General features: G+C 70.9%; 15 protein-coding genes. 12 read left to right on the forward strand and 3 right to left on the reverse strand.

The window, feature by feature from the left end:
* Positions 1-114 precede the first annotated feature (114 nt).
* From paaA to E3O48_RS14700, 6 genes are read left to right on the forward strand one after another with little or no spacing between them, the layout of a single operon-like run.
* Positions 115-1,125, forward strand: coding sequence for a 1,2-phenylacetyl-CoA epoxidase subunit PaaA (gene paaA, locus E3O48_RS14675; protein WP_134539900.1), 1,011 nt, complete (start codon positions 115-117; stop codon positions 1,123-1,125).
* Positions 1,125-1,430: a 1,2-phenylacetyl-CoA epoxidase subunit PaaB gene (gene paaB / locus E3O48_RS14680; protein ID WP_134509343.1), complete on the forward strand. Its 306-nt coding sequence runs from the start codon at positions 1,125-1,127 to the stop codon at positions 1,428-1,430. The genes paaA and paaB overlap by 1 nt, the downstream gene beginning before the upstream one ends.
* The gene (paaC, locus tag E3O48_RS14685; RefSeq protein ID WP_134539902.1) at positions 1,427-2,317 is read left to right on the forward strand and encodes a 1,2-phenylacetyl-CoA epoxidase subunit PaaC; all 891 of its coding nucleotides are present in this window, start codon (positions 1,427-1,429) and stop codon (positions 2,315-2,317) included. The genes paaB and paaC overlap by 4 nt, the downstream gene beginning before the upstream one ends.
* 11 nt (positions 2,318-2,328) lie before the next feature.
* Positions 2,329-2,856, forward strand: a complete 528-nt coding sequence (gene paaD / locus E3O48_RS14690) for a 1,2-phenylacetyl-CoA epoxidase subunit PaaD (RefSeq protein WP_134509436.1) — start codon at positions 2,329-2,331, stop codon at positions 2,854-2,856.
* 2 nt (positions 2,857-2,858) lie between these two features.
* The gene (gene paaE, locus E3O48_RS14695; RefSeq protein ID WP_134539904.1) at positions 2,859-4,064 is read left to right on the forward strand and encodes a 1,2-phenylacetyl-CoA epoxidase subunit PaaE; all 1,206 of its coding nucleotides are present in this window, start codon (positions 2,859-2,861) and stop codon (positions 4,062-4,064) included.
* 27 nt (positions 4,065-4,091) lie between these two features.
* Positions 4,092-4,865, forward strand: coding sequence for an enoyl-CoA hydratase/isomerase family protein (locus E3O48_RS14700; RefSeq protein WP_134539905.1), 774 nt, complete (start codon positions 4,092-4,094; stop codon positions 4,863-4,865).
* 381 nt (positions 4,866-5,246) lie between these two features.
* Here the strand turns inward: E3O48_RS14700 and E3O48_RS14705 are convergent, their stop codons facing one another.
* Positions 5,247-5,501: a hypothetical protein gene (locus tag E3O48_RS14705; protein WP_174774813.1), complete on the reverse strand. Its 255-nt coding sequence runs from the start codon at positions 5,499-5,501 to the stop codon at positions 5,247-5,249.
* Between the two features lie 64 nt (positions 5,502-5,565).
* Complete coding sequence (locus tag E3O48_RS14710) at positions 5,566-6,510, reverse strand: NAD(P)/FAD-dependent oxidoreductase (protein ID WP_134539907.1); 945 nt, start codon at positions 6,508-6,510, stop codon at positions 5,566-5,568.
* A 90-nt stretch (positions 6,511-6,600) separates the two neighbouring features.
* Here E3O48_RS14710 and E3O48_RS14715 point away from each other — a divergent pair, with 90 nt between their 5' ends.
* Entirely contained in the window at positions 6,601-7,194 is a 594-nt protein-coding gene (locus tag E3O48_RS14715; protein ID WP_134539909.1) for a helix-turn-helix domain-containing protein, read from the forward strand.
* Positions 7,195-7,254: 60 nt separating this feature from the next.
* Positions 7,255-7,668 carry a GreA/GreB family elongation factor gene (locus E3O48_RS14720; RefSeq protein WP_134539911.1) on the forward strand — a complete coding sequence of 138 codons (414 nt, stop codon included), beginning with the start codon at positions 7,255-7,257 and terminating at the stop codon, positions 7,666-7,668.
* 294 nt (positions 7,669-7,962) lie between these two features.
* On the opposite strand, the gene E3O48_RS14725 is transcribed toward E3O48_RS14720, so the two are convergent.
* Positions 7,963-8,892: an EamA family transporter gene (locus E3O48_RS14725; RefSeq protein ID WP_134539913.1), complete on the reverse strand. Its 930-nt coding sequence runs from the start codon at positions 8,890-8,892 to the stop codon at positions 7,963-7,965.
* Positions 8,893-9,031: 139 nt separating this feature from the next.
* Between E3O48_RS14725 and E3O48_RS14730 the strand changes: the two genes are divergently transcribed.
* The 4 genes from E3O48_RS14730 to recQ all read left to right on the forward strand — a co-directional run bounded on the left by E3O48_RS14730 (position 9,032) and on the right by recQ (position 13,262).
* Positions 9,032-9,688 carry a hypothetical protein gene (locus E3O48_RS14730; protein ID WP_134539915.1) on the forward strand — a complete coding sequence of 219 codons (657 nt, stop codon included), beginning with the start codon at positions 9,032-9,034 and terminating at the stop codon, positions 9,686-9,688.
* A gap of 154 nt (positions 9,689-9,842) precedes the next feature.
* Positions 9,843-10,550 carry a YcnI family protein gene (locus tag E3O48_RS14735; protein WP_134539917.1) on the forward strand — a complete coding sequence of 236 codons (708 nt, stop codon included), beginning with the start codon at positions 9,843-9,845 and terminating at the stop codon, positions 10,548-10,550.
* A 9-nt stretch (positions 10,551-10,559) separates the two neighbouring features.
* Positions 10,560-11,252 carry a copper resistance CopC family protein gene (locus E3O48_RS14740; RefSeq protein ID WP_134539919.1) on the forward strand — a complete coding sequence of 231 codons (693 nt, stop codon included), beginning with the start codon at positions 10,560-10,562 and terminating at the stop codon, positions 11,250-11,252.
* A 9-nt stretch (positions 11,253-11,261) separates the two neighbouring features.
* Positions 11,262-13,262, forward strand: a complete 2,001-nt coding sequence (gene recQ / locus E3O48_RS14745; RefSeq protein WP_134539921.1) for a DNA helicase RecQ — start codon at positions 11,262-11,264, stop codon at positions 13,260-13,262.

The following is a 13,262-nucleotide window of genomic DNA, read 5'->3' on the forward strand; positions in this document are numbered from 1 at the left end:
TGGTTCTCCTCATTGAGTTCCGCTGGCCGCAACGCATGGTTGTGGGGGTAGTAGGGAAACCATATACTAACTGAACGATCGGTTGGTAAAAGTTCGCGAAACCAGGAGTCAATGATGACAATCCCGCCAGTTCCCTACGACATTGCCCCGAGCCCTGCCGCCGGCCTGTCACCGGAAGAGCAGCAGTTCAACGACCTGATCGCGGCCGATTCCCGGATCGAGCCGCGTGACTGGATGCCGGAGGCGTACCGCAAGACGCTCATTCGCCAGATCTCCCAGCACGCGCACTCCGAGATCATCGGCATGCAACCGGAGGGCAACTGGATCACCCGGGCGCCCAGCCTCAAGCGCAAGGCCATCCTGCTGGCCAAGGTGCAGGACGAGGCCGGCCACGGCCTCTACCTCTACTCCGCGGCGCAGACCCTCGGGATCACCCGCGACGAGATGACGGATGCCCTCATCGCCGGCAAGGCCCGCTACTCCTCGATCTTCAACTACCCGAGCCCGACCTGGGCCGACATGGGGTCGATCGGCTGGCTCGTCGACGGCGCCGCCATCTGCAATCAGGTGCCGCTCTGCCGGGCCTCCTACGGACCATACGGGCGCGCCATGGTGCGCATCTGCAAGGAGGAGTCGTTCCACCAGCGCCAGGGCTTCGAGATCCTGCTCGAGCTGATGAACGGCACCGACGACCAGCGGGCGATGGCCCAGGAATCGGTGAACCGCTGGTACTGGCCGGCCCTGCAGATGTTCGGCCCGCCCGACGACGACTCGCCCAACTCGGCGCAGTCGATGAAGTGGAACATCAAACGGTTCTCCAACGACGAACTGCGCCAGCGTTTCGTCGGGATGCTGGTGCCGCAGGCCGAGGTCCTCGGCGTGACGCTGCCGGATCCCGACCTGCGCTGGAACGAAGAGAAGGGTGTGTACGACATGGGCGAGATCGACTGGACCGAATTCCACGAGGTGCTCCAGGGCAGGGGGCCGGCGAACGCCCGGCGCCTCCAGCGCCGCCGCGACGCCCACGAGAACGGCCGCTGGGTGCGCGAGGCCGCGGCCGCGTACGCCCGCAAGCAGGCCCACGCTTCGACCGGAACCGCGCTGACCGAGACGGCGGTCGCCTGATGAGCGCACCCGGTGCGTCCGAGAAAGAGGTCTGGCCCCTCTGGGAGGTCTTCGTGCGCTCCAGCCGTGGCATCAGCCACACCCACGTCGGCTCGCTGCACGCCCCCGACGCCACCCTCGCCGTGCGCAACGCCCGCGACCTCTACACCCGCCGCAACGAGGGCGTCTCGATCTGGGTCGTGCCCGCCGAGGCGATCACCACCAGCGATCCGGATGCGAAGGGCGCCTTCTTCGAATCGCCCGCCGGCAAGAACTACCGCCACGCCAGCTACTACTCCAAGAGCGAAGGGGTGAAACACCTGTGAGCACCCCCAGCCGCACGGATGCCGGCCCCAGCGCCGGCGCGTTTGCCCCCGACCGGGGCCACGACCACGGCGAGAACGAGGGCCACGGCCACGTCGAGGTCGACGGCGTCGAACTCTCCGCCGAACTGGTCGAGGGTCCCTCGGTCGCCTCGCACGACGTCGCCGAATACGCGCTCTGGCTCGGCGACGACTCCCTCGTCCTCGCCCAGCAGCTGGGCTGGTGGATCTCCCGCGCCCCCGAGCTCGAGGAGGACATCGCCCTGGGCAACATCGCCCTCGACCTGATCGGCCACGCCCGCTCGCTGCTGCACTACGCCGGCGCCGAATCGAACCGCACCGAAGACGACCTCGCCTACTGGCGCACCGAACCAGAGTTCCGCTCGGCGCACCTGTTCGAACAGCCGAACGGCGACTTCGCGCACACCATCGCCCGGCAGTTCATCGCCGCGAACTACCTGTTCGAGCTCTACAGCCGGCTGGCCGGCTCGGCCGACGCGACCCTGGCCGCGATCGCCGCGAAGGCGGTCAAGGAGGTCGACTACCACCGCGACCACGCCGCCCAGTGGGTGCTGCGCCTGGCCCTCGGCACCGACGAATCCCGGGCCCGGATGATCACCGGGCTGGGCGACCTGTGGCCGTTCGTCGACGAACTCTTCGTCGACGAGCCGCTGATCGACCGGCTGGAGGGTGTGGCCGTGCGACCGTCCACCCTGCGCGGCCCGGCCTGGGAGGCGATGGCCCCCGTGCTGCGGGAGGCTGAGCTCGACGAGCCGCGCGGCTTCATCTCCTCCGGCGGCGGCCGCCGCGGGGACCACTCCGAGAACCTCGGCCCGCTGCTCGCCGAGATGCAGGTGCTGGCGAGGTCCCACCCCGGGGCGTCCTGGTGACCGAGTCGAGGGTGGCGCCCGGCGCATCCGTCGCCCGCCCGCGGCCGGCCGACCTGGCCTCCCAGCGGGCCTGGGACCTGGCCGCGCGGGTCTGCGACCCCGAGATCCCGGTGCTCACGATCGAAGACCTCGGCGTGCTGCGCTCGGTCACGGTCGACGGCACGCGAACGACCGTCACACTGACCCCGACCTACAGCGGATGCCCCGCGATGGAGGCCATGCGGGACGACGTGCTCACCGTGCTGCGCGGCGCCGGCTACGACGACGTCACCGTCGAACTCGTGCTCGCCCCCGCCTGGACCACCGACTGGATGAGCGAGGAGGGGAAGGCGAAGCTGGTGACCTACGGCATCGCCGCCCCCACCGGGCGTTCCGGTGTTCGCCCGGCCGGCGCCGTGCGCCTGCAGCTCGCAGTCAAATGCCCGCGCTGCTCCTCTCTGAACACGCGGGAACTCGCCCGCTTCGGCTCGACGTCGTGCAAGGCGCTCTATGAGTGCCGGGACTGCCTCGAACCGTTCGACTACTTCAAGGTGTTGTGACCATGGCCGCACGAAATCTCGGCAGTTCCGATTCAGCCACGACCGTTCTCGACCCGGCCCGGCTCGACCCGGCGCAAGATGACGCACCCCTCGAGGGCGCGCCCGGCGCGCCGGCCGGCAAACGCCGCGGCCGGTTCCACACCCTCACCGTGGCGGAGGTGCGCCCGCTCACCCAGGACAGTGTCGAGGTCACCTTCGCCGTGCCGCCCGAGCTGCACGGGGAATACGACTACGACCCCGGCCAGCACCTCGCCCTGCGCGCCACCATCGACGGGCGGGAGTTGCGGCGCAGCTACTCCATCTGCCGCCCGCGCACCGTCGGCTCGGTGAGCGTCGCGATCAAGCGCGACCTCGGCGGCGTCTTCTCCAGCTGGGCGAACACCGAGCTGCACGCCGGCGACCGGCTCGACGTGATGAGCCCCCAGGGCACCTTCACGACCGCCCTGGATACCCTCGACGACACCCACATCGTCGGCATCGCGGCCGGAAGCGGGATCACCCCGCTGATGTCGCTCGCGCACACCGTGCTCGAGCGCTCCGCGACCTCCCGGTTCACCCTCGTCTACACGAACCGCACCGCGCTCGACGTGATGTTCCTCGACGAACTCGCCGACCTCAAGGACAAGTACCCGGCCAGGCTGGCGCTGCACCACGTCCTGTCCCGCCAGACCCGCTCCTCGACCCTGCTCTCGGGCCGGATCGACGAGGAGAAGCTGCGGCTCATGCTCGCGAGCATCATCCGGCCGGCCGCGGTCGACGAGTGGTTCCTCTGCGGACCGTTCGAACTCGTGCAGCTGTGCCGCGACACCCTGGAGAGCGTCGGCGTCGCGCCGGAGCACATCCGCTTCGAACTGTTCACCACCGGCGAGCCGTCCCACGCCGGCGGTGACACCGGTCGCCCGGTGATCGTCGCGGCCGGGGACAAGACCTTCGAGATCGAGTTCACCCTTGACGGGGAGAGCGCCACGGTGACGACACCCGTCAACGCCAAGGAGAGCATCCTGAACGCCGCCCTCCGGGTGCGGCCGGACGTGCCGTTCGCCTGCGCCGGGGGAGTGTGCGGCACCTGCCGCGCCAAGCTGGTCAGCGGCGACGTGATGATGACCGAGAACTACGCGCTCGAGCCGGACGAGATCGCCCGCGGCTACGTGCTCACCTGCCAGTCGCACCCCACGACCGACAAAGTCGTCGTCGACTACGACGTCTGACCGACCATCGTTGAGAGGCCACCAGCCGTGATCGAACTGACCATCCGCGACGACGTCGCACACGTCGTCCTGAACGCCCCCGATAAGCTCAACGCGCTGGACCCGGCCGCGCTCGCCGAACTCGACGCCGCCTACGAGGCGGCGGAGACGGCCGGGGTGCGCGCACTCGTGCTGCGCGGCGAGGGCCGGGCGTTCTGCGCCGGGCGCGACATCGCCGGCGTCGACCCGCGCCGCGACGACGTGATGGGGTTCCTCGGCGGCCTCGTCACCCCCCTGCTCAGACGGATGAGCGCCTTCCCGGCCCCCACCTTCGCGGTCGCCCACGGCGCCTGCCTCGGCGTGGGCCTCGGCCTGCTGATCGCGACGGATGTCGTCTACGTCGCCGACACGGCGAAGATCGGTTCCCCGTTCGCCAACCTCGGCGCCACGCTCGATTCGGGCGGGCACGCCCTGTTCGTGGAGCGGCTCGGCGCGCACCGCACCCTCGACCTGATCTACTCCGGCCGGCTGATGTCGGGCGCCGAGGCGGTGGCCGCCGGGCTGTTCAGCCAGGTCTTCCCGGCCGACGCGGTGCGGGCGGCGACCGAGGAGGCCGCGGCGCGTGCAGCGACCGGTGCCACCCAGGCGTTCCTGGCCAGCAAGGAGCTCGTGCGGGCGCTCCGCGACGACCGGCTCGGGCTGTGGGAGAGCGTCGCGGCGGAGAACCGCGCCCAGGCCGCGCTCTGCGCCACGAACGACTACCGGGAGGGCTTCGCCGCGTTCCAGGAGAAACGCCGGCCGGTGTTCACCGGACGGGACTGACCGCTTCCCCACCCCCGAAGTCACCCGTCGGGTGATCGAGCCCCGGTGGTCGAGCGTCGCGGCGCAGGTTGGAGAAGCGGGCGGATGTTCTAGTGTGCGCCAGCTTCTCCAACCTGAGCCACGAGTCTCGACCAGCGCCGCCCGGTGGTCGAGCCTGTCGAGACCGCACCCTGCCCAGGCTCTGCGGCACTACCGCCGGACTTCAGAGCGGCCGGAGTATCTGGCATCCCCTGGCTGCTCACCATTGGTCGTGAGACACCCCGGGAGCAGTGCGATGGAGGCGGGCGAACACGCGCGAACACGTGCACGTCTCCATGCGCCACGCGTCTGGGACCAGCGGCAGGAAACGCCGCCGTCCGTCACTGAGAACCGCAGGCCGGGTCAGCGGCGGCGGCCCTGGAGCGCCCGGTAGGCACGCATCAGCTGGGGCACCACGAGGTAGACGGCGACGGGCACCACGACGATCGACAGCACGAACGCCCGGAGAACCGGGTTCCAGCCGGTCGCGAACGGGGCGATCGCGAAGAAGCCCAGGGTCACGAGCGGGAAGATGGCGATCCAGGTGATCATCGCCCTGACGTGCACGGACGGGGGTGCTGACGCGGGGCTGCTCTGGTTCGGCTGGGACATGGACATGGTTGTGCCTTTCGCTGGGTCATGCAGTGGTTGTGAGTTGAGAGTGGTCGTGAATCGAGCTCGGTCAGGCGGATTGCCGGCCGGCGGATGCGGCGACGATGTCCTGCTGGAGCAGCCATCCGTTGATCGCGATGGCGCTGGCGCTTCCGGCGCCGGCAGCGGTGATGACCTGGGCGCTGGGCGTGACGACATTGCCCGCGGCCCAGACGCCGGGAACGCTGGTCTGGCCGGCCGCGTCGACGGCGACGAGCCCGGTGCGGGGGTCGGCCTCGCAGCCCAAGGAGCGCAGGAGATCATCGGTGGGGCGGGGGACGGGAGCGATGAACACGGCCTCGCACTCGAGGGAGTGTCCGTCATCGAGGCTGACCGCGACGGGGCCGTCAACCTCTCCGCTGAGCCGGGAGACCGTGCCGTCGACGATCCGGATGCCGAAGGCCCCCAGGTAGTGCCGCTCGGCCGGAGTCAGCTCGATGCTGTTGGTCAGGAGGGTCACCCGGTCGCTGTACCGGCGTAGGAGCCCGGCCTGCTTGAGTGACATCTCGCGGGCGGCCCCGCCGATCACGCCGATCGAACGGTCCCGCACCTCGTAGCCATGGCAGTACGGGCAGTGGTGCACCAGCGCGCCCCATCGTTCGCTCACTCCGGGGATGCCGGGGAGCTCGTCTTTCAGTCCGGTCGCCACCAGCAGGGTCCGGGCGACCTCGACAGTGCCGCCGGCCAGGGTCACGTCGAATCCGCCGTCGTCGCGGCGCTCGATCCCTCTCACCGTCGCGGGTTCGATCGTGGCGCCGGCGGCAGTCGCCTCGCGGCGGCCGGCGGCCAGGAACTCGGCCGGCGGCATCCCGTCGCGGGAGAGGAAACCGTGCATGTGTGCCGCCGGTGCGTTGCGCGGCTCGCCGGCATCGAGCAGCAGGACGCTCGCGCGGGCCCTCGCCAGCACCAGTCCGGCGCTCAGGCCTGCGGCGCCCGCGCCGATGATAATCACATCGTGGTGTGTCTTCTCGGTCATTGTCACCACCTCCGCAAGTAGAGTCCCACCGCCGTGGCGCCGAGTGGAAGTTTTGTTGCCGAAACAGGGAGAAGCTGATTCGATGGGCGCATGAGCACTGCGCAACGCATCGAGACCGCGCTCAGCCAGATCGCGCCCCGGCTGCGTAGAATCCGCCAGAAGAAGGACCTGACCCTGGCCGAGCTGTCGAAGGCCACCGGGATCTCCACGAGCACACTGTCCCGCCTCGAATCGGGGCAGCGGAAGCCCAGCCTCGAACTCCTGTTGCCGATCGTGGCCGCCCTCGGGGTGCCCTTCGACGAGGTCGTGACGCCGCCGAGGATCGAAGACCCCCGAGTGCTCCAGAACTCCACCCGCACCGACGGGCGCACCCTCACCCCGCTGTCGGTACACCAGGGCGAGCCGCAGGCGTTCAAGATGTCCATTCCCGCGACGGATCGCGACCCTGAGCCGCGAACCCACTCCGGCTACGAGTGGATCTACGTGCTCTCCGGCCGGCTGCGGCTGGTCCTCGGGGAGCACGACATCATCATGGGAACCGGCGAAGCCGCGGAATTCGACACCCGGAACCCGCACTGGTTCGGGTCGACCGGCGCGGGGGCTGTCGAGATCCTGAGCATGTTCGGCAAGCAGGGAGAGCGCATCCACGTGCGCGCCCGACCCCCCGGCGAGGTTCGCCGGTAGCATGGTGGATTGACCACTGCGGAACGCACGAGCGTTTCGCGTACGTTACGGAGAGATCCCATGACCGCAGGAACAGTCTGGGTCCCGCCCAGCGCGCTCGCCTCGATGATCGAGGAACTCGCGCAACTGGCCACGCACCCCAGTCCCGACGCCACCACGGTCGACCGCATCCGCGCGCTGCGAAAGACCCTTCGTCATTCCGAATCCGAGATCAAACCGGACGACGGGCTGGTCGAACCCGGGATGCGGGTCACCGCGATGCTATCCGGCGACACCCGGGCGACCGTGTTCCTGCTCGGGGAACGAGAGCTCGCTTCGCTCGATCCCGGCGTGGACATCGATGTGTATTCCCCGTCGTCACCGGTGGGCCGGGCCATCATCGGCTCCTTTGTAGGGGACACCGTCACGTACGCCACCCCTTCCAACCCGAGCGTTCGGATCGAGATCCTCGCCGCCGTCCCCTACGCAGGCTGAGGCGGTCGATTGGTCGGACGATGCGGAGGCCTCCGGCCGGGTCTCATCACTTCGCCATCACGATCCCGTCCGACAAGTTCGACGCGGCTCACCGGCGTGTTGCTGCCGCTGGTGCCGGGCGCGGCGCAATATGCTGCTCGTATCTGCGGCTCGCACGCGAGTCGTGGCATCCGTTCGGATTCTCCGTCACAATTCGGGTTTGTGGCCGACGACCCGCTCGATGAGTTGCTGTGGGGCTGCCTCGGGTGGCCGCCCCACAGCGACATTCGCCCGGCCACGCGCCGCCGGCAGGGATCAGGCGGCGGCGAGCATCCCGGCGGCGGCCAGCGCGAGGGCAAGGCCGAGCCACTGCACGGGCGCGATGCGTTCCCGCAACACCACGGCCGCGAGCAGGATCGTGCCGGCCGGGTACATCGCGGTGAGCACGCTCATCACGCTCAGGTCCCCTGCCCGCATCCCGAGGAGCAGCAGGAAGTTGGCCGTGACGTCGACCACGCCGCAGGCCGCCGCCAGCCGGAGACCCACCAGCAGGGTCGGGCGCCGAAGCGGCAGCGCGGCCCGAGGGCCCGGGGTGCCCGCCGCCCGTGACCGGCCCGTCGCCGGCACGGCCGGCATCCGTCGTCGGCGCAGGCCGGTCAGGGCCAGCACGCCGACCAGGACGAACATGATCGTGCCGTTCACGGCGCGGTTCAGCACCAGCGGAACCAGCCCGCTGTCGTCGGGGGTCAGGTCGATCATGATCATGAACCCGCCGATCATGGCACCGGAGCCGAGCGCCATCAGCACCCCGACCGTGCTCGGCCGCACCGCACCCTTCTCCGGGACGAAGCCGACCAGCACGACCGCCACCAGGGCCAGCCCCAGGGCCCAGTAGCCGATCGGGGCGAGCCGGTCGCCTCCGGCCAGTCCGGCCGCCATCGGCACCACCGCGGACACCACCGCGGTGAGCGGGGACAGGATGCTCATCGGCCCGATCGCGAGGCAGGCGTACAGGAGCGAGATGGCGATGGCGCCGCTGACCCCGGACAGAGCGCCCCAGAACACGGCCTGCGGCGACCAGACGCCGCCGACGAACGGCAGCGCGAGGAGCAGCGCGGCCAGACCGGATGCCGCGGCGACCGCGGTCACGAGCATGGAACTCATCCGCCTCGCGGCCAGGCCGCCGAGGAAGTCGGCGCTGCCGAAGATGAGCGCCCCGATGAGGCCGAGTCCCGCGGTGAGCATGAGAAGCCCAGCCTAGCGAGCGGCGGCGGAGCCGGGGCGGATGCCTGCCCGGCTGCCCGCCGTCCCGCCTGCCCGCCGTCCCGCCTGCCCGCCGTCCGGCGCCGGGTAGGGTGGGAGCGAACGGGCCGAGGGGGCGACGATGACCACACGGTGGGCACGGTTCGCCCGCGGCTGGATCGCCGCCCTGTTCTCGACCTTCGTCGCCGCGCTCTCACACACCCTCGGCGGCGGATCCGGCCCCGGCCTCGTGCCCGTAGCGCTGTCCCTCGCCTTCGCCGGCATCGTCTGCGTCGGACTGGCCGGCCGCACCCTCTCGCTCTGGCGGGTGAGCCTGTCCGTGCTCGCCAGCCAGCTGATCTTCCACGGCCTGTTCTCGCTCGGCGGCTCGGGCGGTGCGATGGCGACGCCCTCCGCCGCGCCGCACGACCACCGCTGGATCGCCGTCCTGGCCGACCCGGCGCTGCTCGCCGCGCCCGGTTCCGGACGCCTCGGCTCCGGCGCCATGACCGGCGCAATGGCCGGTGGCCCCGCCGACGGCATCGCCATGCGGCTGGCCCACCTCGCCGCCGCCGCCGTGACGATCCTCGCCCTCCGTTTCGGTGAACGCGCGTTCTGGGGTCTCCTCGAGAACGCGTGCCCGATCATCCGTGCGCTCTTCGCGCAGCACCCCCTCGTGCTGCCGCCGCGGTCGCCGCGCCGCATGGTGACCACCGCCCGGGTCTTCACGCCCCGGGACCTGAGAGTGCTCCTCTCGGTCATGCGCCATCGTGGCCCGCCGGTCTCCCTGCCCGCCTGACGCTGACCGCCTGACGCTGCCTGCCTGACGCTCCCGTCTAGTCGGCCCCGCGCGTCGGACATCGTCAAGACCAGACCGATTGCGCCACCGCGCCGAACCCTCTGCAGGCCTCGTCCTGCGTTCCCGCCGGCGCGCCCCACAGCAAGGACACCCCATGAAGTTCCAGAAAACAGCCCTCGCCGCGTCGGCCCTCGCCGCCGGCACCTTCCTCGCTCTCGCCGCCCCGCTCGCGGCCAGCGCGCACCTCGACATCGACCCGTCGTCCACCGCGGCCGGCTCCCACGCCGTGCTCAGCTTCGCGCTGCCGCACGGCTGCGACGGCTCGCCGACAACGAGCATCAGCATCAGCATTCCGGAGAGCGTCGTCAGCGTCACCCCCACGGTCAACCCCGACTGGACCGTGGCGAAGACCTCGGTCGACCTGGCCAAGCCGATCACCGACGCGGAGGGAAACACGATCAGCACCCGGATCGGCCGGGTCGTCTACACGGCCATCACCCCGATGGAAGACGGACGGCGCACCACCTTCGACCTCAGCGTGCCGCTCCCGGCCGACGCGGCCGGGCAGACCCTGGAGTTCCCGGTGCAGCAGACCTGTGTCACCGGGTCGACGGCCTGGGACCAGCACGCCGTGGAGGGCGAGGCCGAGCCGGAGCATCCGGCGCCGTCCGTCGCGGTGACGGCCGCCGTCGCAGGCGGTGAGCAGGGCCATGCGGCCGGTGCCACGGATGCCGAGGCGACGTCGGCCGGTGCCGCCGGCGACGACGTGCTCGCCCGGGTGCTCGGAGTCGGCGGGCTCGTCGTCGGGGCGATCGGCATCGTGCTGGCCGTGACCGGGCGACGCACCAAGCGGTCGGTCTAGGCTCGACCCATGCGACGCAACAGGGAGACGCACGGCGCGGGGAACCGCCGCTGGTCGGTCAGGGTGCTCGGCGCCGCCGCCGTCGTCGCGGCACTGGTCGGGGGGTCCGCCGCGCCCGCCTTCGCGCACAACTATCCGGTCGGCTCGTCGCCGGCCGAGGGCGCCATCGTGACCGAGCAGCCGGGCACCTTCACGGTGACGACGAACGACCAGCTGCTCGACCTGCACAGCGAGGGCTCCGGGAACGCCATGGCGATCCGGGGCCCTGCCGGCGCGGCCACCCCGCTCTACTACGGCGACGGCTGCGTCACCCTGTTCGGGCCGAGCATCGAAACCACGGCCCAGCTCGGCCAGCCGGGGGAGTACACCGTGATCTGGCAGGTCGTCTCCACCGACGGGCACGCGGTGTCGAAGGACTACACCTTCAGCTGGCAGCCGGCCGCCGGCCAGAAACTGGCCGAGGGGTCACCGGCGCTGCCCCGCTGCGGCGGCACGGCGCAGACCGGGGCGGATGCCACCGCACCCGCTTCCGCGCCGGCCGGCCCGGGCCTCGGCGACCTGGCCTGGATCGGCGGCGCCCTGGGCGCCGTCGTCCTGGCCATCGGCGCCACCCTGCTCGTGGTCAACCGGCGCGGCCGGACGTCGGCCGCCGGCCCGGAAGCGGAAGAGGAGGAGGAGGAGTCCGTCGGAGGTCGCAGGTAGAGTTGCCGGGTGAGTTGGAACGCCGAAATACCGTGGGATCCTGACGAGTTCGAACCACCCGACGATTTCGACGCCCCGCCCCCGCCGGAGGGCGACGCCGATGCCGCGTTCACCGGGGCATCCGGCTCGGCCGAAAATGCCTCCGGCGGGCGCCCCCCGGTAGCCGCGCCCCGTCGGGCCACCGCGAAGTTCGCCACGGCCGCGGAAGCGCTGAGCACGGTCTTCGGCTACGACTCGTTCCGCGGCGAACAGGCGCAGATCATCGACCAGGTCATCGGGGGCGGCGACGCGGTCGTGCTGATGCCCACCGGCGGCGGCAAGAGCCTCTGCTACCAGATCCCGTCGCTCGTGCGGGAGGGCACCGGCATCGTCATCTCGCCGCTGATCGCCCTGATGCAGGACCAGGTCGACGCCCTGACCGCGGTCGGCGTGCGCGCCGCGTTCCTCAACTCGAGCCAGGATTCCGCTGCCCGCGGCCAGGTCGAACGCGACTATCTTGCCGGCGACCTCGACCTGCTCTACGTCGCCCCCGAGCGGCTCTCCTCCGAGGCCACCAAACGCTTCCTCGACCGCGGCACCATCGCGCTCTTCGCCATCGACGAGGCGCACTGCGTGTCGCAATGGGGGCACGACTTCCGGCCCGACTACCTCGCCCTGTCCGAACTGGCCGACCGCTGGCCCGACGTGCCGCGGATCGCGCTCACCGCCACGGCAACGGATGCCACCCACAAGGAACTCACCACCCGTCTGCAGCTGGGCCAGGCCCGCCACTTCGTCGCGAGCTTCGACCGGCCGAACATCCAGTACCGCATCGTCGGCAAGGCCGAACCGCGCAAGCAGCTGCTCGCCTTCATCCGCGCCGAGCACCAGGGCGACGCCGGGATCGTCTACGCGCTCAGCCGCAAGACCGTGGAGCAGACCGCCGAGTTCCTGCGCCAGAACGGCGTCAACGCGCTGCCCTACCACGCGGGCCTCGACCAGGGCCTCCGCGCCCGCACCCAGTCCCGGTTCCTCCGCGAAGACGGCGTCGTCATCGTCGCCACGATCGCGTTCGGGATGGGCATCGACAAGCCCGACGTTCGCTTCGTCGCCCACATCGACCTGCCGAAGTCGGTCGAGGGCTACTACCAGGAGACCGGCCGCGCCGGCCGCGACGGCCTGCCGTCGACCGGCTGGCTTGCCTACGGACTGCAAGACGTCGTGCAGCAGCGCCGCATGATCGACGAGTCGCCCGGCGACCTCGCGCACCGGCGCAAGTTGTCCGCGCACCTCGACGCCATGCTCGCACTCTGCGAGACCGTGAGCTGCCGCCGGGTGAACCTGCTGCGCTACTTCGGCCAGCCGAGCGAACCCTGCGGCAACTGCGACACCTGCCTCGAGCCCCCCGTCGGCTGGGACGGCACCGTGGCCGCGCAGAAGCTGCTCTCCACCGTCGTGCGCCTCCTGCGCGAGCGCAACCAGCGCTTCGGCGCCGGCCAGCTGATCGACATCCTGCGCGGCAAGGTGACCCCGCGCACCACCCAGCACGGCCACGACCAGCTGGCCACCTGGGGCATCGGCGCCGACCTCAGCGACCAGCAGTGGCGCGGGGTCGTGCGCCAACTCCTGGCCCAGGGATTCCTCGCCACCTCCGGAGAATACGGCACGCTCGTGCTCACGGATGCCGCCGCCGAGGTGCTCGCCGGGCGCCGCACCGTCGAACTGCGCACCGAACCCGAACGGGCCGCCCGCCCGGCGGCCGGCGCGCGGAAGAGCGCGGCGAAGGCCGCCGCCGCGGACCTCAGCCCCGAGCAGGAAACCCTGTTCGAGGCGCTCCGCACCTGGCGCTCCGTGCAATCCAAGGAGCAGGGGGTGCCCGCGTACATCATCTTCGGCGATGCGACCCTGCTCGCCATCGCCGCGACCCGGCCGACCAGCCTGGCCGACCTCGACGGCATCTCCGGAGTCGGCGCCAAGAAGCTCGACTCCTACGGGGCAGCGATCCTCGAGGTCGTCACGGCCGGCGCCTAG

The sequence above is a fragment of the Cryobacterium sp. HLT2-28 genome (assembly GCF_004402495.1).
GTDB classification, from domain to species: Bacteria; Actinomycetota; Actinomycetes; order Actinomycetales; family Microbacteriaceae; genus Cryobacterium; species Cryobacterium mannosilyticum.